The following is a 19415-nucleotide window of genomic DNA, read 5'->3' on the forward strand; positions in this document are numbered from 1 at the left end:
CATGAGCGTTTCCTCCCGCCGTGGTGGCGACACCGACGCCGAGGTCATCGTCGTGGGCGCCGGTCCGGCCGGTTCGACCGTGGCCACCTACCTCGCCCGCGCCGGCGTGGACGTGTTGCTGCTGGAAAAGACCGCCTTCCCGCGCGAGAAGGTGTGCGGTGACGGGCTGACCCCGCGCGGCGTGAAGCAGCTCATCGACCTCGGCATCGACACCAGCCAGGAAGCGGGCTGGGTGCACAGCACCGGCCTGCGCATCCTCACCGGCGAGCTGACCCTCGAACTCGACTGGCCCGATCTCACCAGCTACCCGCCGTACGGTGTCTCGCGCACCCGCCACGACTTCGACGACCTGCTGGCGAAGACCGCGCAGAAGGCGGGCGCCCGGCTGTACGAGCGCACCACCGTCACCGGCGCGATCACCGACGAGCGGTCGGGCCGCGTGATCGGCGTCGAAGCCAAGGCGGGCCCCGACAAGACGCCGGTGAGCTACCGCGCGCCGCTCGTCCTCGCCTGCGACGGCGTTTCGGCGCGCCTCGCGCTGAGCGTCGGCATCGAGAAGCACGAGAAGCGGCCCATGGGCGTCGCCGTGCGGCGGTACTACAAGAGCCCTCGCCACGACGACCCGTTCATCGAAGGCCACCTCGAACTGTGGGACCGCAGCGACCCGCGCGACCCCAAGCTGCTGCCCGGCTACGGCTGGGCGTTCCCGCTCGGCGACGGCACCGTCAACGTCGGGCTCGGCATGCTCTCCACGTCGAAGGCGTTCCGCAGCACCGACTACCGCGCGCTCCTGAAGCAGTGGCTCGACGGGACGCCGGAGGAATGGGGCTACCGCGAGGAGAACGCGGTCGGCAAGGTCGGCGGCGCCGGGCTGCCGATGGGCTTCAACCGCACCCCGCACTACCGCGACGGCCTGCTGCTGCTCGGCGACGCGGGCGGCATGGTCAGCCCCTTCAACGGCGAAGGCATCTCGGCCGCGATGGAATCCGCGCAGCTCGCCGCCGAATTCGTGCTGCAGGCGCTCGCCCGCCCCGAAGGCCCGTCCCGCGAACGCGCGCTCGAGGGGTACCCGGTGGCGCTCAAGGACATGATGGGCGGCTACTACCGGCTCGGGAACCTCTTCGCCAAGGCCATCGGCAACCCCAAGGTCATGCGCGCCGCCACCAAGTACGGGCTGCGGATCAACAAGCTCATCCCGCTGATCTACAAGGGACTCTCCGGCTGCTACGACGCCAAGGGCGGCGATGGCGTGGACCGCCTGATCGCTAGCGCGGCACGGCTGACGCCTTCGCCGCGGTAATTTTATCGGTCGGCAAAATTTGCGCTGCCGGGGGCGCGGCTCTCGAGGTGACCCGCCGGTTGGTCGCGGGGCGCCCCCGCCATCGCAAATTTAGAGGGCCCAGGGGGCCCTGCGACCGACTGCACGCTTCCGGCGCGCGGGGCGCGCCGGGTCGCAGTGGTGGTCGGCCTGGCAATGGCCGGGCCTGACGGCCCGGACCTCGCGGCACTCGGGGGTAGGCGGGCGAGCGGAGTTTCGGTAGGTGGGCGGGTGTGCTGCTGGCTTCTGTAGGTGGGCGATGTGGGTGGGGCGCTGAGTGCAGTTAGCGGGCTAAACGTTGTCGGCGGGCGAGTGGGCGGACGGGGCCGGCATTTGGGGCGGTGGCGGCGCGGGGCATGGCGGGTGCGAAGGGAACGTTTGGGGCGTTGAGTGCCGTGATGGTGGCCTTCAGGGGCAAAAAAACGGGGGCGGAGTAGGTGCGGGTAAGGGGGAGCGCCCGCGATGTTGCGCCGCAAGTATTGATCATGCAGTGGGATAGCTCACATGACGCGTGTCCGGCTTGTACCCCTGCGCCGGGCTTTTCGTGCTGGTCTGCGGCTTGCGGGCCCCGAACGGGCCGCTGGAAGTTAGGTAAGCCTTATACCACGGGGGCTGGCGACAAGGATGTGAGTCGCGTCCTACACTCACCCCATGCTTTGTGAACCGCTTCACAACTTCGACGGATCGCTTGTGAACTATTTCACAAGCGCCGCCGCCAGGAAGGGAAGTGGCTGAACACAGCCAGTAAGGGTGCCCTAACCCTCGGACGTGTGACCTAGGTCCCTTAGGGTGCCGCCGAGGTAGTGCGTACAGATCACAGCGCGGAAAGGACGGCGAAACCCGTGCTGATGTTGGAAGTCACCGAGCAGGTGGCACAGGGGGCTCCGTCGCCGGGGCTCGGCATGTACCTCCCGCTCGTCCTGCTCTTCGTCCTCGCCACTGCGTTCGCGGTGCTCTCGGTGCTGCTGGGGCCCCTCGTCGGGCCGAGCAGGTACAACAAGGCGAAGCTCTCGGCGTACGAGTGCGGGATCGAACCCTCGCCGCAGCCCGTGGTGGGCGGCGGCCGGATGCCGGTCGCGTACTACATCACCGCGATGCTGTTCATCCTCTTCGACATCGAGATGGTGTTCCTGTACCCGTTCGCGGTCTCCGCCAACGCGCTCGGCATGTTCGGGCTGGTGGAGATCGTCCTGTTCATCGCGACCGTCGGTTTCGCGTACGCCTACGTGTGGCGTCGCGGCGGGCTGGATTGGAACTAAACGATGGGTCTCGAAGAAAAGCTCCCCAACGGCATCCTGCTGGCCAGCCTCGAAGGACTGGTGAACTGGGCGCGGAAGAACTCGCTGTGGCCGGCCACCTTCGGCCTCGCCTGCTGCGCGATCGAGATGATGACGGTCGGCGGCTCCCGCTACGACATCGCGCGCTTCGGCATGGAGCGCTTCAGCGCCACCCCGCGCCAGGCCGATCTGATGATCGTCGCCGGCCGGGTCACGCAGAAGATGGCGCCGGTGCTCCGCCAGATCTACGACCAGATGGCCGAGCCGCGCTGGGTGCTCGCGATGGGCGTCTGCGCCTCCTCCGGCGGCATGTTCAACAACTACGCCGTGGTGCAGGGCGTCGACCACATCGTGCCGGTCGACATGTACCTCCCCGGCTGCCCGCCGCGGCCGGAGATGCTGCTCGACGCGATCCTCAAGCTGCACGCCAAGATCCAGGACGAGCCCATCAACGCGCGCCGCGCGGCGCTGCGGGCCGCCAGCGGCGCGCGCACCGAGCTGGTCCCGTCTTCGATCAAGTACGCGAAGAAGAAGGGCTGACCCCCGATGCCTGACACCCCGGAAACCGGCGGCGAGCAGTCGAGCGCCGAGCGTCCCGGTGACGCCGCGGGCGGCGACGCGCTCCAGCCCGCCGGTACCCGTCCCGCCGAGGCCGCCGAACCCGTCGTCGCGGGCAAGCAGCGCAAGGGCATGTTCGGCGTCTCCGGCAGCGGTGACACCTCGGGCTACGGCGGCCTTCGCCTGCCAGCCCACACCGCGCCGCCCGCCGAGCGGCCCTACGGCGGCTGGTTCGACGAGTTCGCCGACGAGTTCTACGCCGCGCTCGCCGACAACGGCATCCCCGCCGAGGCCGTCCAGCAGGTGACCGTCGACCGCGACGAGATCACCTTCTACGTGCGGCGCGAGCACCTGCTGGAGATCTGCCGGACGCTGCGCAACGACGCGGGCCTGCGGTTCGAGCTGTGCAGCTCGGTCTCGGGCGTCGACTACGGCGTGGACGTGCCGCAGCGGCTGCACTCGGTGTACCACCTGACGTCGATGACCTACCGCAGGCGCATCCGCCTCGAGGTGACGCTCGACATCGAGGACCCGCACCTTCCGTCCATTGTGGAGGTCTACCCGACCGCCGACTGGCAGGAGCGGGAGGCATACGACATGTTCGGCATCGTCTACGACGGCCACCCGGCGCTGACCAGGATCCTGATGCCGGACGACTGGGACGGCCACCCGCAGCGCAAGGACTACCCGCTCGGCGGGATCCCGGTGGAGTACAAGGGCGCGGAGATCCCGCCCCCGGATCAGCGGAGGTCGTACTCGTGACCACTAGCGACACCACGGCGAGCGGGGCCACCGAGTACGAAGGCGCCGGAAGCGGCCCCGCCTACGCGGATTCGCGCGAAACCACCGAAGGCCGCGTCTACACGGTTTCCGGCGGCGACTGGGACGACGTCCTGTCCGACGCGCAGCACGACGAGCGCATGGTCATCAACATGGGCCCGCAGCACCCGTCGACGCACGGCGTGCTCCGGCTCGTGCTGGAGATGGAGGGCGAGACCGTCACCCAGCTCCGCTCGGTCATCGGCTACCTGCACACCGGGATCGAGAAGAACTGCGAGTACCGCACCTGGACCCAGGGCGTCACGTTCGTGACGCGCATGGACTACCTGGCGCCGCTGTCCACCGAGATGGCGTACTGCCTCGCGGTGGAGAAGCTGCTCGGCATCAAGGCGCCGCCGCGCGCCGAGCTGCTGCGCATCCTGCTGCTGGAGATCAACCGCATCGGCTCGCACTTCGTCTACATCGCCACCGGCGGCATGGAGCTGGGCGCCACCACCGCGATGACGCTCGGGTTCCGCGAGCGCGAGGTCGTGCTGCACCTGCTGGAGCACCTCACCGGGCTGCGGATGAACCACGCGTTCATCCGGCCGGGCGGGCTCGCGCAGGACATGCCGGACGACTACCACGAGGCCGTGACCGAGTTCGTCAAGACGATGGAAGAGCGCCTTCCGTTGTACGACAAGCTCTTCACCGGCCAGCCGATCTGGCGCAACCGGCTCAAGGACGTCGGGTACCTGCCGGTCGACGGGTGCCTCGCGCTCGGGATCACCGGCCCGGTGCTGCGCTCGGCGGGCCTGGCCTGGGACCTGCGCAAGACGCAGCCGTACTCGCGTTACGACGAGGTCGAGTTCGACGTGCCGACCTCGACCGACGCGGACTGCTGGGCGCGGTACCTGATCCGCGTCGAGGAGATGCACCAGAGCCTGCGGATCATCAAGCAGGTGCTGAAGATGCTGGAGCCCGGTGCGGTGATGGTCGAGGACAAGAAGGTCGCGTGGCCCGCCCAGCTCTCGATCTCCAGCGACGGCATGGGCAACTCGCTCGAACACGTCCGCAAGATCATGGGCCAGTCGATGGAGTCGCTCATCCACCACTTCAAGCTGGTGACCGAGGGCTTCCACGTGCCGGCGGGCCAGGCGTACGCGCCGGTGGAGTCGCCGCGCGGCGAACTGGGGGCGCACCTGGTGTCCGACGGCGGCACCCGGCCGCTGCGCGTGCACATCAGGGAACCAAGTTTCGTGAACCTGCAGGCGATGCCCGCGATGGCCGAAGGCGGCCTGGTCGCCGACGTGATCGCGGCGGTCGCTTCGATCGACCCGGTGATGGGGGGAGTGGACCGATGACCAACCCGACGGCAGTCCCGGAGCCGGGACCGCGCGGCGCGGCGACGACGCACGCCGCCGCGGGCCCCGACACCGACGTGGTGGGCATCGCGCCGGACCCGGCCGCGGCCGAGGGCATCCTCGCCGACGCTCCGGCGGAGGACATCTTCGGCGAGGACGTCCACACCAAGGCCAAGGACCTGATCTCGCGGTACCCGCAGTCGAGGTCGGCGCTGCTGCCGATGCTGCACCTGGTGCAGTCGGTGCAGGGCTACGTCAGCCAGGAGGGCATCGCCTTCTGCGGCAGGCAGCTCGGCCTGTCCGACGCCGAGGTCAGCGCGGTCGCGACGTTCTACACCATGTACAAGCGCCGCCCGTGCGGCGAGCACCTGGTGAGCGTCTGCACCAACACGCTGTGCGCGGCGCTCGGTGGCGACCGGATCTACCGAACCCTGCAGGAGCACCTCGGCGAGGACGGGAAACCGTTGGGGCACGAGGAAACCGTCGGTGAGCCCGGCGAGCCGGGGTCGCTGACCGTCGAGCACGCCGAGTGCCTCGCCGCGTGCGATCTCGGTCCGGTGCTCCAGGTCAACTACGAGTACTTCGACAACCAGACGCCGGAAAAAGCGGTCGCACTGGTCGACGCGCTGCGGGCAGGCAAGAAGCCCGCACCGACGCGCGGCGCCCCGTTGAGCGATTTCAAGGGCGCCGAACTGCAGCTCGCCGGGTTCTTCCCGGAGGACGAGGCGACCTACCGCGGTGACGTCGACGGCCCGTCGGCGGCGGTCGAGACGTTGCGTGGCGCGGCACTCGCGCAGGACCGCGGCTGGGTCGCCCCGGCGGCGCAGGACGTTCCGCTTCCCACGCTGCCCCCTAAAGACGGGGAGAAGAAGTAATGGCTGATCCGATCACGCCGGTGCTCACCAAGCGGTGGCTTTCGCCGGAGTCCTGGAAGCTCGAAACCTACGAGCGGCTGGAGGGCTACACCGCGGTGCGCAAGGCACTGCGGGGCACGCCGGAACAGCTCGTGCAGCTCATCAAGGACGCGGGCCTGCGCGGCCGCGGCGGCGCGGGTTTCCCGGCGGGCGTGAAGTGGTCGTTCATGCCCCCGAACGAGGACAAGCCGCATTATCTCGTGATCAACGCCGACGAGGGCGAGCCCGGTACCTGCAAGGACATTCCGCTGATGATGGCGGACCCGCACTCGCTCATCGAGGGCTGCGTCATCGCCTCGTACGCGATGCGGTCGCACCACTGCTTCATCTACGTGCGCGGCGAGGCACTGCACTGCATCCGCCGCCTGAACGCGGCGGTGCGCGAGGCGAAGCAGGCCGGGTACCTCGGCAAGAACGTGCTCGGCTCGGGTTTCGACATCGAGATCACCGTGCACGCGGGCGCGGGCGCCTACATCTGCGGTGAGGAAACCGCGCTGCTCGACTCGCTGGAGGGCCGCCGCGGGCAGCCCCGCCTGAAGCCGCCGTTCCCCGCGGCCGCCGGGCTCTACGCGGCGCCGACCACGGTCAACAACGTCGAGACGATCGCGAGCGCGCCGTTCATCGTCAACGCGGGCGCCGACTGGTTCCGCCAGATGGGCCGCGAGAAGTCGCCCGGCCCGAAGATCTACTCGATCTCGGGGCACGTCGAGAACCCCGGCCAGTACGAGTGTCCACTGGGGACGACGCTGCGCGAGCTGCTGGAAATGGCCGGGGGCATGAAGGACGGCATCCCGCTCAAGTTCTGGACGCCGGGCGGGTCGTCGACGCCGATGTTCACCGCCGACCACCTCGACACCCCGCTCGACTTCGAAGGCGCCGCCGAGGCCGGTTCGATGCTCGGCACCACCGCGGTGATGGTCTTCAACGAGACCGTTTCCGTGCCGTGGGCGGTGATGAAGTGGACCCAGTTCTACGAGCACGAGTCGTGCGGCAAGTGCACGCCGTGCCGCGAGGGCACGTACTGGCTCGCGCAGGTGCTGGAGCGCATGGTCGAAGGCCACGGCACCGAGGAGGACATCGACACCCTTCTCGACGTCTGCGACAACATCCTCGGCCGCTCGTTCTGCGCGCTCGGTGACGGCGCGGTGTCGCCGATCACCAGCGGCATCAAGTACTTCCGCGAGGAGTTCCTCGCGCTCTGTGAATTGAACAAGGGCGAAAAGAACAAGGCCAAGCCTGAACTGGTTGGAGCACAGGCATGACGGTGACCCAGGAGCCGACGAAGGCCGAGGAGACCCCGGTCCCCGAAGGCCACGTCAAGCTGACCATCGACGGCGAAGAGGTCATCGCACCGAAGGGCGAGCTGCTGATCCGCACCGCGGAACGGCTCGGCACGGTCATCCCGCGGTTCTGCGACCACCCGCTGCTCGACCCGGCGGGCGCCTGCCGCCAGTGCCTGGTCGAGGTCGAGATGGGCGGCCGCCCGATGCCGAAGCCGCAGGCCTCGTGCACGATGACGGTCGCCGACGGCATGGTGGTGAAGACGCAGCTCACCAGCGGGGTCGCCGACAAGGCCCAGCAAGGGGTGATGGAGCTGCTGCTCATCAACCACCCCCTGGACTGCCCGATCTGCGACAAGGGCGGCGAGTGCCCGCTGCAGAACCAGGCGCTCGCGCACGGGCGCGCGGAGTCCCGGTTCGTCGACACCAAGCGGACGTTCCCGAAGCCGCTGCCGATCTCGTCGCAGGTGCTGCTCGACCGCGAGCGCTGCGTGCTGTGCCAGCGCTGCACCAGGTTCTCCGCGCAGATCGCCGGTGACCCGTTCATCGAGTTGCTCGAACGCGGCGCGCACCAGCAGATCGGCACCGCCGAGACCGCGGACGTACTGGACCTGGCTTCGCGGACGAGTTCCGGCCAGCCGTTCCAGTCGTACTTCTCCGGCAACGTGATCCAGATCTGCCCGGTCGGCGCGCTGACCAGCGCCGCGTACCGGTTCCGGTCGCGGCCGTTCGACCTGGTGTCCGCGCCGAGCGTGTGCGAGCACTGCTCGTCGGGCTGCGCCGAGCGCACCGACTTCCGCCGCGGCAAGGTCACCCGCAAGCTCGCGGGCGACGACCCCGAGGTCAACGAGGAGTGGATCTGCGACAAGGGCCGCTTCGCGTTCCGGTACGCACAGGCAGGCGACCGGATCCGGCGCCCGCTGGTCCGCAACCCGGAAACCCGTGAGCTGGAAGAGGCTTCCTGGACCGACGCGCTGCGCGCCGCGTCCGAAGGGCTCGCGAAGGCCCGTGACGGCAAGGGCGTCGGCGTGCTCCCCGGCGGCAGGCTGACCGTCGAAGACGCCTACGCGTACTCGAAGTTCGCGCGGATCGCGTTGCGCACCAACGACATCGACTTCCGCGCGCGGGCGCACTCCGCCGAGGAGCTGGCGTTCCTGTCCTCGCGGGTCGTCGGCACGTCGCCGGACAACGGCGTCACCTTCGGCGAGATCGAGCGCGCCCGCACCGTGCTGTGCGTCGCGTTCGAGCCGGAGGAGGAGGCGCCGATCGTCTTCCTGCGGCTGCGCAAGGCGGCGCGCGCGAACCGCACCAAGGTCGTCCACTTGGGACAGTGGACCACCTCGTCGGTCCGCAAGACCTTCGGCGAACTGCTCGCCTGCGTGCCCGGCGAGGAGGCGGCGGCGCTGGACGCGATCGCCACCCACGCCAAGGACCTCGACGAGGCGCTCGCCTCCGAGGGCGCGGTCATCCTCGTCGGCGAGCGCGCCGCCGAGGTCCCGGGGCTGTTCTCCTCGGTGCACGCGCTGGCTGAGCGCACCGGCGCCCGCGTCGCGTGGATCCCGCGCCGCGCGGGGGAACGGGGCGCGCTGGAGGCCGGCGCGCTGCCGGGGCTGCTCCCCGGCGGCCGTCGCGTGGACGACGACGCGGCCCGCGCCGAGGTCGAAAAGGCTTGGGGCGCAACGCTTCCCGCGCAGCCGGGCCGGGACCTCACCGGAATCGTCGAGGCGGCGGCGACGCACCAGCTCGACGGGCTGCTCGTCGGCGGCGTCGACCCGGCCGACCTGCCGGACCCGGCGCTCGCGCTGCGGGCACTGGGCAACGCGGGGTTCGTGGTGAGCCTCGAACTGCGGGTGAGCGCGGTCACCGAGCACGCGGACGTGGTGCTCCCGATCGCGCCCGCGGTCGAGAAGTCCGGCAGCTACCTCAACTGGGAAGGCCGCCGCCGCGAGTTCGACATCACCCTGGAAGGCACCGGCGCGCTGCCGGACTGCCGGGTGCTCGACACCCTCGCCGTCGAGATGGACGTCGACCTCTACACCCAGACCACCGCGGCCGCGGCGGGTGATCTCGCCCGGCTCGGCGCATCCGCCGCGCCAAGGGCTTACGAGCCCCCCGCTCCGGGCGCGAGCCGCGCGCAGCCGGGCGAAGGCGAAGTGGTCCTCGCGACCTGGCGGCAGCTCCTGGACAACGGCTCGCTGCAGGACGACGAGCCGCACCTGGCTGGCACGCGCCGCAGGGTCATGGCCAGGCTGTCCGAAAGCACGGCGAACGGGCACCGGAGCGTGACCGTCTCGACCGGCCGTGGCTCGATCACGCTGCCGGTGGAGGTCGCCGACCTGCCCGACGGCGTGGTGTGGCTACCGTCCAATTCGGACGGCAGCGCGGTACGGCGTGACCTCGGTGCCGGGCACGGCGCCGTGGTGTCACTCAGCGGAGGTGAGCGATGAGCCCGCTGCTGGCTCAGGCAGGACCGCTACTGGCGCAAGGACCGGAGCCGATGACGCGGGCGCAGCTGCTCGCGGACGACCCGTTCTGGCTGATCCTGCTCAAGGCCGTGGTGATCCTGCTGATCGGCCCGATCCTGACGATCTTCCTGATCGTCTGGGAGCGCAAGGCGGTCGGCCGCATGCAGAACCGGCCCGGCCCTAACCGGGTCGGCCCCGGCGGGTACCTGCAGTCACTGGCCGACGCGATCAAGCTCCCGTTCAAGGAGCAGATCATCCCGGACACCGCCGACCGCAAGGTGTACTTCCTGGCACCGGTGCTCTCCGCGGTGCCGGCGCTGATCGCGCTGGCCGCGATCCCGTTCGGGCCCGAGGTCTCGATCTTCGGCGAGCGCACCGTGCTCCAGCTCGTCGACCTGCCGGTCGGCGTGCTGGTGATCCTCGCCTGCTCGTCGATCGGGGTGTACGGGATCGTCCTCGCCGGCTGGTCGTCCGGGTCGCCGTACCCGCTGCTCGGCGGGCTCCGCTCGGCGGCGCAGGTGATCTCCTACGAGATCGCGATGGGCCTGTCGATCGTCGCGGTCATCCTCTACTCGGGTTCGCTGTCGACCGGCGCCATCGTCGACGCGCAGCAGAGCGGCTGGTACTTCTACCTCCTGCTCCCGAGTTTCGTGATCTACGTGATCTCGATGGTCGGCGAGACGAACCGCGCGCCGTTCGACCTCCCGGAGGCCGAGTCGGAGCTGGTCGGCGGGTTCCACACCGAGTACAGCTCGATGAAGTTCGCGATGTTCTTCCTCGCCGAGTACGTCAACATGGTGATCGTCTCGGCGTTCGCGACGACGTTGTTCCTCGGCGGCTGGAAGTTCCCGTTCGTCTCGGCGGACAACGTGCTCAACACCGGCTGGTGGCCGGTGCTGTGGTTCTTCGCGAAGACCTTCCTGCTGCTGTTCGGGTTCATCTGGCTGCGCGGCACGCTCCCGCGGTACCGCTACGACCAGTTCATGAAGCTGGGCTGGAAGGTACTGGTCCCGGCGAACCTGGTGTGGATCCTGGTGATCGCGACGGTGCGCGCGGTGCAGAACACCGGCGGCTTCTCCACCGGCAAGGGCCTGGTCATCGGCGGCGTGGTGGTCGTGGTGATCGTGCTGCTGGCGCTGCTGCTGCCGGAGAAGGAAATCCGCGACACCGAAGCCGTGCCGGTGACCGGCAGCGACTACCCGCTGCCCCCGCTCGACCTTGCGGTCCCGGAGACGACGCCGCGCCGCAAGGCGCTGCGCGCGAAGGCACGCACGAGCAAGAAGCAACCCGAGGCCGTGTCGGCGGCGGGAAAGGACGGCACTGATGGGGTTCTTTGATCCCGTAAAGGGCTTCGGCGTCACCTTCGGGATGATGTTCAAGAAGGTCGCCACCGAGGAGTATCCCGAGGCAGGCGCCCCGGCCGCCCCGCGCTACCACGGGCGGCACCAGCTCAACCGGCACCCGGACGGGCTGGAGAAGTGCGTCGGCTGCGAGCTGTGCGCGTGGGCGTGCCCCGCGGACGCGATCTTCGTCGAAGGCGGCGACAACACCGAGGAAGCCCGCTACTCGCCGGGCGAGCGGTACGGCGCCGACTACCAGATCAACTACCTGCGCTGCATCGGCTGCGGGCTGTGCATCGAGGCGTGCCCGACCAGGTCGCTGACGATGATCAACTTCTACGAGCTCGCCGACGACGACCGCCAGCGGCTCATCTACACCAAGGAAGACCTCCTCGCCCCGCTCCTGCCGGGCATGGAGCAGCCGCCGCACCCGATGCGGCTCGGCGACAACGAGCAGGACTACTACGTCAACGGCCCCGAACTCGCCAAGGGACGCGGCGTGCCCGAGGGTGACACCGCCGAACCCGCTGAAGGCTCTTCAGAGAAGGCGATGCAATGATCGCCAGTTTCCTCGCGCAGGCCCCGACACTGTCCACTGCGGTCACAACGGGTGAAGCGATCTCGTTCTGGATCCTCGCGCCGATCGCACTGGCGGGCGCACTGGGCATGATCTTCGCGCGCAACGCGGTGCACTCCGCGCTGTGGCTCGTGCTGACCATGCTGACGCTCGGGATCCTCTACATGATCCAGAACGCGCCGTTCCTCGGGTTCACCCAGATCATCGTCTACACCGGCGCGATCATGATGCTGTTCCTGTTCGTGCTGATGATGGCGGGCCGGGATTCCTCGGACTCCGTGGTCGAAGTGCTGCGCGGGCAGCGGCTCGCCGCGGCCGTGCTCGGCATCGGCATCGCGGGCATCGTCGTCGGCGCGCTGGTGCGGTCGCTGTCGAACGTCACCCCGGCACCGCCGCTCGACCCGGCGACCCCGCAGGGCGGCGGTGCGGGCGGGCTCGGGCGGCTGATCTTCACCGACTACCTGTTCCCGTTCGAGCTCACCTCGGCGCTGCTGATCACCGCCGCGATGGGCGCGATGGTGCTGGCCTTCACCGACCGGCACGCCAAGGGCGGCAAGCGGTCGCAGAAGGAACTCGTCGAAGCGCGGTTCCGCGGCGAGTACGAGCGCCCGTCGCCGAAGCCGGGCCCCGGCGTGTTCGCCACCGCCAACTCCGTCGCCACCCCGGCGCTGCTGCCGGACGGGTCGGTCGCGCCGGAGTCGCTGTCCGAGCTGATCGAGAACACCGCGGCCATCCGCCTCGACGCCGAGCGCAAGCAGGTCAAGGGCGAGGAGGCCAAACCGGACGCGCACGCGCTCGTGGGCACCGAGGAGGGTGAAGAGAAGTGACCCCCACCTACTACCTGCTGCTTTCGGCGCTGCTGTTCGCGATCGGCGCGGTCGGCGTGCTGGTGCGGCGCAACGCGATCGTGGTGTTCATGTGCGTCGAGCTGATGCTCAACGCGGTGAACCTCACGCTCGTCACGTTCGCCAGGATCAACGGTGGCCTCGACGGCCAGGTGATGGCGTTCTTCGTGATGGTCGTCGCCGCGGCGGAGGTCGTGGTCGGGCTGGCGATCATCATGTCGATCTTCCGGACCCGGCGCTCCGCCTCGGTCGACGACACGAACCTGCTGAAGTACTAGGGCCTAGGGGAAAACCTTGACCGCATCATCGTGGCTGTTGGTGGCCTTTCCTGCCCTCGGCGCGCTCATTCTGCTGGTTGGCGGGAAACGGACGAACGGCTGGGGGCACCTGCTCGGCTGCGCCACCGTCGTACTGTCCTTTGTGTACGGTGTGGTGCTGTTCTTCGGCACCACCGGCGAGGACGCCGCGAACCGGGTCACCGACACGAAGCTGTTCTCGTGGATCCCGGTGGACGCGCTGCAGGTCGACTTCGGGCTGCGGATCGACCCGCTGTCGGTGACCTTCGTCCTGCTGATCACCGGCGTCGGCGCGCTGATCCACTTCTACTCGATCGGCTACATGTCGCATGACGCCGAGCGGCGGAAGTTCTTCGCCTACCTGAACCTCTTCGTCGCCTCGATGCTGGTTCTGGTGCTGGGCAACAGCTTCGTGACGCTGTACCTCGGCTGGGAGGGCGTCGGCCTCGCCTCGTACCTGCTGATCGGCTTCTGGCAGGAGCGCCCGGCCGCGGCCACCGCGGCGAAGAAGGCGTTCCTGATGAACCGCGTCGGCGACGTCGGGCTGGCGATCGCGATCTTCCTGATGTGGAAGTACGTCGGCAGCACCGGCTACACCGAGGTGTTCGCCGCGGTCGGGAACATGCCGGCGGGCGTGGTCACCGCGATCGGGCTGCTGCTCCTGCTCGGCGCCTGCGGCAAGTCGGGCCAGTTCCCGCTGCAGGCCTGGCTCCCGGACGCGATGGAAGGCCCCACCCCGGTCTCCGCGCTCATCCACGCGGCCACCATGGTCACCGCGGGCGTCTACCTCGTCGCCCGCTCGAACCCGATCTTCAACGAGACCGCCGACGCGAGGCTGGTGGTCACCCTCGTCGGCGCGGTCACGCTGCTGATCGGGTGCGTCATCGGCTGCGCCTACGACGACATCAAGAAGGTGCTCGCCTATTCGACGGTGAGCCAGATCGGCTACATGATGCTCGCCGTCGGCCTCGGCCCGTTCGGCTACGCACTCGGCATCATGCACCTGCTCACGCACGGCTTCTTCAAGGCCGGGCTGTTCCTCGGCGCCGGTTCGGTCATGCACGCCATGAACGACGAGGTCGATATGCGGAAGTTCGGCGGGCTGTGGCGCAAGATGCCGATCACCTTCGTCACCTTCGGCCTCGGCTACCTCGCGCTGATCGGCTTCCCGTTCCTGTCCGGCTACTTCTCGAAGGACGCGATCATCGAAGCCGCGTTCGGCCAGGAAGGCTGGAAGGGCTGGGTGTTCGGGCTCGCCGCGATGCTCGGTGCCGCGCTCACCGCGTTCTACATGACGCGGCTGGTGCTGATGACCTTCTTCGGCAAGGCCCGCTGGAAGGACATCAAGAGCAGTGACGGCAGGGACTTCCACCCGCACGAGTCGCCGTCGAGCATGACCGTGCCGATGATCGTGCTGGCGATCGGCTCGGTCGGCGCGGGCGCGTTCTTCGCGCTCGGCGACCGGCTTTCCGAATGGCTCGCCCCGTCGCTCGGCCCGCTGGAGGAGTTCGAGCACACGGTGATCCCGCACGCGGCCATCCCGTGGCTGACCGTCGCGCTGTCCGCGCTCGGCGTCCTCGTCGCCTGGCTGGTCGTCGGCAGGCGCGACACCCCGGTCGAGCGCCCGGAGAACGTGTCGTTCCCGGTCCGCGCGGCCCGCAAGGACCTCTACGGCAACGCGCTCAACGAGACGCTGGTCGCCCGTCCCGGCACCTGGCTCTCCCGCGCGCTGGTGTACGTGGACAACCGGGGCGTCGACGGTGTCGTCAACGGGATCGCCGCCGGGCTCGGTGGCGGATCCGGGCGCCTGCGCCGCATGCAGACCGGTTTCGTCCGCTCCTACGCACTGTCGATGCTCGGCGGTTCGTTCCTGATCATCGCCGCGCTCCTGTTGGTGAGGTTCTCATGACCTGGCTGTTAGTCCTCATCCTGTTGCCGCTCGTCGGCGCGATCGTCCTCAGTGGACTTCGCGGCGACGACAAGCTGGCGACCAGGGTCGCGCTCGGCTTCGGGATTCTGGAGCTGCTGCTGATCATCCCGCTGTGGGCGAGCTACCGCCCCGGTGGGCCGCGGTTGCAGCAGACCACGTCGATGGACTGGATCCCCGGGTTCGGCATCCACCTCTCGTTCGGCATGGACGGCATCGCGCTGGTGATGATCGCGGTCATCGCGCTGCTGGTGCCGATCGTGATCGGCGCACTGTCCTCAACGGACAAACTGCCGGAAGGCCGCAGCGCCGGCGGGTTCCTGTCGCTGATCCTGGTGCAGCAGGCGCTGACCATCGCGGTGTTCGCCGCGACCGACGTGTTCCTGTTCTACGTGCTGTTCGAGATCATGCTGATCCCGATGTACTTCCTCATCGGCGGCTACGGCGGCGCGAACCGCCAGTACGCGGCGGTGAAGTTCTTCCTGTACTCGTTCCTCGGCGGCCTGATCATGCTGGCCTCGGCGATCGGCGCGTACTCGCTCGCGTCGGACAAGCTCGGCCAGGGCACGTTCGACTGGGCGACGCTGGTGACCGTGGTGCGGGACGCGCCCGCGAGCACGCAGATCTGGCTGTTCCTCGGCTTCTTCCTCGCCTTCGCGATCAAGGCGCCGCTGGTTCCGCTGCACACCTGGCTTCCCGACGCGGCGGGCCAGGCGCCGATCGGCGTCGCGGTGCTGCTCGTCGGCGTGCTCGACAAGGTCGGCACCTTCGGGTTCCTGCGCTACTGCATCCCGATGTTCCCCGAAGCCAGCAAGACCCTGGCCCCGCTCGTGCTGGTGCTCGCCGTGCTCGGGGTGCTCTACGGTTCGATCCTCGCCGCGGGCCAGACCGACATGAAGCGCTTCATCGCGTACGTGTCGATCGCGCACTTCGGGTTCATCGCGCTGGGCATCTTCTCGTTCCCGACCTCGGGCAGCGAAACCGAGACGTTGTCGTCGGAGCCCGCGATGGTCGGCTCGGTGTCGTACATGCTCAACCACAGCCTCGCCACCGGGATGCTGATCGTGGTGGTCGGCATGATCGTGCGGCGCGGCGGGTCGACCCGGATCTCCGACTACGGCGGGATGGCGAAGGTGACGCCGGTGCTCGGCGGCATGCTGCTGATCGCCGGACTGTCCACTTTGTCCCTGCCGGGCACGAACTCGTTCATCAGCGAATTCCTGGTGCTGCTGGGTTCCTTCACCACGCGCCCGGTGTACGCGATCCTCGCGACGATCGGCATGGTGCTCGCCGCGGCGTACGTGCTGTGGCTCTACCAGCGCGTGATGCAGGGCCCGGTCCGCGGTGACGCGATGCTGGGCGCCGGCGGAGGGCCGGGTACCGCGATCGCGCCGGAACTCGGGGCCAAGAAGGGCATCCGCGATCTCGGGGGCAAGGAAATCGCCGTGCTGGCCCCGCTGGTCGTGCTGATCATCGGGCTCGGGGTCTACCCGAAACCCGTGCTGGACACGATCACCCCATCTGTGCAGGCAACCCTGTCCTCGGTTGTCCAGCAGGGAGGCAAGTAACCCATGCTCGACCTTTTCCTCGCGCAGCCCGCGCAGCAGATCACCGCGCCGCCCATCGCGTACGCGGCGATCCTGCCGGTGCTGATCGTGTTCGGCGCGGCGTGCATCAGCGTGCTGTTCGAGGCGTTCCTGCCCAAGCACATGCGCTGGCCCGGCCAGGTCTTCCTCAGCGTCGTCACGATCGCGGCGGCCGGTGTCGCGCTCGCGCTCTACGCCACCGCGGACAGCACGCCCAAACAGGGCGTCACCACGTTGAGCAGGGCGATCTCGGTGGACGGGCCCGCGCTGTTCCTGTGGGGCACGCTGCTCGCGCTGGCACTCGGCGCGGTGCTGCTGATCGCGGACCGGTCGGTCGAGCCGGGCGGCGCGTTCGTCGCGCAGGCGGCGATCCGGCCCGGCACCATCCAGGACCGCGCGCAGGCGGGCACCACCGGCATGCAGACCGAGGTCTTCCCGCTGACGCTGTTCGCGCTCGGCGGCATGATGACCTTCTGCGCGGCCAACGACCTGCTCACCATGTTCATCGCGCTCGAGGTGCTCAGCCTCCCGCTGTACCTCATGTGCGGCCTCGCTCGCCGCCGTCGCCTGCTCTCGCAGGAGTCGGCCGTGAAGTACTTCCTGCTCGGCGCGTTCTCGTCGGCGTTCTTCCTGTACGGCATCGCGCTGCTCTACGGCTACGCGAACTCCGTCAAGCTCGCCGACATCGCGACCGCGGCCGCGGGCACCGACCGCTCCGACACGATGCTGTTCGCCGGGCTGGGGCTGTTGATCGTCGGCCTGTTGTTCAAGGGCTCGGTCGGCCCGTTCCACACCTGGACGCCCGACGTCTACCAGGGCGCGCCGACCCCGGTCACCGCGTTCATGGCGGCGTGCACCAAGGTCGCCGCGTTCGGCGGGATCCTGCGCGTGCTCACCGTCGGGTTCGAGTCGACGAGCTGGGAATGGCGCGGCGTGCTGTGGGGCGTCGCGATCATCTCGATGATCATCGGCGCGGTGCTCGGCCTCACCCAGACCGACGTCAAGCGCATGATCGCGTACTCGTCGATCGCGCACGCCGGGTTCCTGCTCGTCGGCACCATCGCGATGACCGAGAAGGGCCTGTCCGGCACGCTGTTCTACCTGCTGGCCTACGGCTTCACCACGCTCGCGGCGTTCGGCGTGGTGAGCCTGGTCCGCGACTCCAACGGTGAGGCGACGCACCTCTCGGCATGGGCGGGGCTCGCGAAGCGGTCGCCGCTGCTGGCCGGCGTGTTCACGTTCCTGTTGCTCGCGCTGGCCGGGATCCCGCTGACGAGCGGATTCGTCGGCAAGTTCGTGGTGTTCTCGGCCGCGCTGTCCGACGGCATGGCGCCGCTGGTCGTGATCGCACTGGTGATGAGCGCCGTGGCGGCGTTCTTCTACCTGCGGGTGATCGTGCTGATGTACTTCTCGGAGCCGTCCGAGACGGGGCCGACGGTTTCGGTGCCGGGTGCGTTCACCACGGTCGCGATCACCCTGGGCGTGATCGTCACGCTGCTGCTGGGCGTGGTCCCGTCGTTCGCGCTGAACTGGGCGGGCGCGGGCGGCTTCGCGCTCTGATCTCCGTTCCCGGGGCCCGGCGCTATGCCCCGGAAGGCGTCCTTCGCGGCATCAGGGTCCCCGAAGGGCGCCTTCAGGGCATCTGACGCCGCGGACTCGCCCCTCGTGGTGAACGGCGTGGCAAGGGGCATGCCCTGAAGGTGACCTTTGCGGCGTCGGATTCCCGCAAGGCGCCCTTCAGGGCATGTGGCCCGCGGAAGCCGAGCGCGTGAAGGGCGGGATCGGGGCGTCCGGCGCCCCGGAAGGCGTCCTTCGCGGCATCAGGGTCCCCGAAGGACGCCTTCAGGGCATCTGACGCCGCGGACTCGCCCCTCGTGGTGAACGGCGTGGCAAGGGGCATGCCCTGAAGGTGACCTTCGCGGCGTCGGATTCCCGCAAGGCGCCCTTCAGGGCATGCGGCCCGCGAAAGCCGAGCGCGTGAAGGGCGGGATCGGGGCGTCCGGCGCCCCGGAAGGCGTCCTTCGCGGCATCAGGGTCCCCGAAGGACGCCTTCAGGGCGTGGCAGCGCGCGATCGATATCCGGTCGCGTATTCGGATACGGATCTGTATTTTCGGGGCATGTTGACGTATCGGGTGCTGGTCACCGGCAAGTTCGACCGGCCGGACGAGGAGACCAGGGCACGGCTGCTGGCGGAGCTGGGCAAGGACGGCTTCCCGCGGCTGAAGTTCACCGAGGAGGGCTCGCTGGCCTACAGCGAGCACCTCGGCTCCTTTTCGTTCCGCTGCGTGGTGCGCACCGATCCCGGCCCCGGCGCCGACCAGGACGCGAAGGACCAGGCCGAGCTGATGGCGATGGAGTGCCTGGATGCGCACGGCTACCCGTACCGCGACCTGACGTCCGCCCCGACCTGCATGGACACCATCAAGATCAAACGCAAGCGCTGAATCGCCTCCCGGGCGGGCGCTCGCGTTATGCCCCGAAGGTGACCTTCACGGCATCTGACGCCGCGCTCTCGCCCTTCGCGGTGCGCGGCATGGTGCTGCTTATGCCCCGAAGGTGCCCTTTGCGGCGTCAGATTCCCTCAAGGGCCCCTTCGGGGCATGCGGCCTGGAGCAGGGCAAGCCCCGAAGGCCAGGTCCGCGAAGGGCAAGCCCCGAAGGCCGGATCCGCGAAGGGCAGGCCGCGAAGGCCAGATCCGCGACACTCACGTCTCTGAGGGCCCCCTTCCGGGGCGTCAGCACGGAAACGAGAAAGAGACACGAGCTGCGAAGTCCCGGCGCATGCCCTCAAGGACGCCTTCGGGGACATAGATGCCCCGAAGGACGGGCGGATTCATGCGGTGGTCGCAACATGCTCTATTTAGGACAGTAGCATGGTGAGTTTTTCTTTGGGGGTGAGCCAGTTGAGG

Annotated in this window: 16 protein-coding genes; all 16 read left to right on the top strand. The window is 68.9% G+C overall.

Translation table 11 applies throughout. The annotated features are described in order from the left end of the window. Position 1: 1 nt before the first annotated feature. The 16 genes from ABD256_RS39780 to ABD256_RS39855 all read left to right on the top strand — a co-directional run bounded on the left by ABD256_RS39780 (position 2) and on the right by ABD256_RS39855 (position 18951). Positions 2-1300, top strand: a complete 1299-nt coding sequence (locus ABD256_RS39780) for a geranylgeranyl reductase family protein (protein WP_344430804.1) — start codon at positions 2-4, stop codon at positions 1298-1300. Positions 1301-2166: 866 nt separating this feature from the next. Next, complete coding sequence (locus tag ABD256_RS39785) at positions 2167-2577, top strand: NADH-quinone oxidoreductase subunit A (RefSeq protein WP_344430838.1); 411 nt, start codon at positions 2167-2169, stop codon at positions 2575-2577. A 3-nt stretch (positions 2578-2580) separates the two neighbouring features. Next, positions 2581-3135 carry a NuoB/complex I 20 kDa subunit family protein gene (locus ABD256_RS39790; RefSeq protein WP_344430806.1) on the top strand — a complete coding sequence of 185 codons (555 nt, stop codon included), beginning with the start codon at positions 2581-2583 and terminating at the stop codon, positions 3133-3135. Between the two features lie 6 nt (positions 3136-3141). Continuing rightward, positions 3142-3915 carry an NADH-quinone oxidoreductase subunit C gene (locus tag ABD256_RS39795; protein ID WP_344430808.1) on the top strand — a complete coding sequence of 258 codons (774 nt, stop codon included), beginning with the start codon at positions 3142-3144 and terminating at the stop codon, positions 3913-3915. Beyond that, positions 3912-5276: an NADH-quinone oxidoreductase subunit D gene (locus tag ABD256_RS39800; protein WP_344430810.1), complete on the top strand. Its 1365-nt coding sequence runs from the start codon at positions 3912-3914 to the stop codon at positions 5274-5276. The genes ABD256_RS39795 and ABD256_RS39800 overlap by 4 nt, the downstream gene beginning before the upstream one ends. Beyond that, positions 5273-6151 carry an NADH-quinone oxidoreductase subunit NuoE gene (gene nuoE / locus ABD256_RS39805; protein WP_344430812.1) on the top strand — a complete coding sequence of 293 codons (879 nt, stop codon included), beginning with the start codon at positions 5273-5275 and terminating at the stop codon, positions 6149-6151. The genes ABD256_RS39800 and nuoE overlap by 4 nt, the downstream gene beginning before the upstream one ends. Further along, positions 6151-7452, top strand: coding sequence for an NADH-quinone oxidoreductase subunit NuoF (gene nuoF, locus ABD256_RS39810; protein ID WP_344430814.1), 1302 nt, complete (start codon positions 6151-6153; stop codon positions 7450-7452). Before nuoE ends, nuoF begins: the two co-directional genes overlap by 1 nt. Further along, positions 7449-9917, top strand: a complete 2469-nt coding sequence (locus ABD256_RS39815; protein WP_344430816.1) for an NADH-quinone oxidoreductase subunit G — start codon at positions 7449-7451, stop codon at positions 9915-9917. Before nuoF ends, ABD256_RS39815 begins: the two co-directional genes overlap by 4 nt. Next, positions 9914-11272: an NADH-quinone oxidoreductase subunit NuoH gene (gene nuoH, locus ABD256_RS39820; RefSeq protein WP_344430818.1), complete on the top strand. Its 1359-nt coding sequence runs from the start codon at positions 9914-9916 to the stop codon at positions 11270-11272. Before ABD256_RS39815 ends, nuoH begins: the two co-directional genes overlap by 4 nt. Further along, positions 11259-11834 (top strand): NADH-quinone oxidoreductase subunit NuoI, encoded by a 576-nt coding sequence (gene nuoI, locus ABD256_RS39825; RefSeq protein ID WP_344430820.1) that lies wholly within the window; start codon positions 11259-11261, stop codon positions 11832-11834. The genes nuoH and nuoI overlap by 14 nt, the downstream gene beginning before the upstream one ends. Next, the gene (locus tag ABD256_RS39830; protein ID WP_344430822.1) at positions 11831-12679 is read left to right on the top strand and encodes an NADH-quinone oxidoreductase subunit J; all 849 of its coding nucleotides are present in this window, start codon (positions 11831-11833) and stop codon (positions 12677-12679) included. Before nuoI ends, ABD256_RS39830 begins: the two co-directional genes overlap by 4 nt. Continuing rightward, the gene (gene nuoK / locus ABD256_RS39835; RefSeq protein ID WP_215548101.1) at positions 12676-12975 is read left to right on the top strand and encodes an NADH-quinone oxidoreductase subunit NuoK; all 300 of its coding nucleotides are present in this window, start codon (positions 12676-12678) and stop codon (positions 12973-12975) included. Before ABD256_RS39830 ends, nuoK begins: the two co-directional genes overlap by 4 nt. A gap of 16 nt (positions 12976-12991) precedes the next feature. Further along, entirely contained in the window at positions 12992-14902 is a 1911-nt protein-coding gene (gene nuoL / locus ABD256_RS39840; RefSeq protein WP_344430828.1) for an NADH-quinone oxidoreductase subunit L, read from the top strand. Continuing rightward, the gene (locus ABD256_RS39845) at positions 14899-16488 is read left to right on the top strand and encodes an NADH-quinone oxidoreductase subunit M (RefSeq protein ID WP_344430830.1); all 1590 of its coding nucleotides are present in this window, start codon (positions 14899-14901) and stop codon (positions 16486-16488) included. Before nuoL ends, ABD256_RS39845 begins: the two co-directional genes overlap by 4 nt. 3 nt (positions 16489-16491) lie before the next feature. Beyond that, complete coding sequence (gene nuoN, locus ABD256_RS39850; protein ID WP_344430832.1) at positions 16492-18066, top strand: NADH-quinone oxidoreductase subunit NuoN; 1575 nt, start codon at positions 16492-16494, stop codon at positions 18064-18066. Between the two features lie 558 nt (positions 18067-18624). Beyond that, entirely contained in the window at positions 18625-18951 is a 327-nt protein-coding gene (locus ABD256_RS39855) for a DUF6204 family protein (RefSeq protein WP_344430834.1), read from the top strand. Positions 18952-19415 lie beyond the last annotated feature (464 nt).

It is taken from the genome of Amycolatopsis minnesotensis (genome assembly GCF_039529815.1).
Lineage (GTDB): Bacteria > Actinomycetota > Actinomycetes > Mycobacteriales > Pseudonocardiaceae > Amycolatopsis > Amycolatopsis minnesotensis.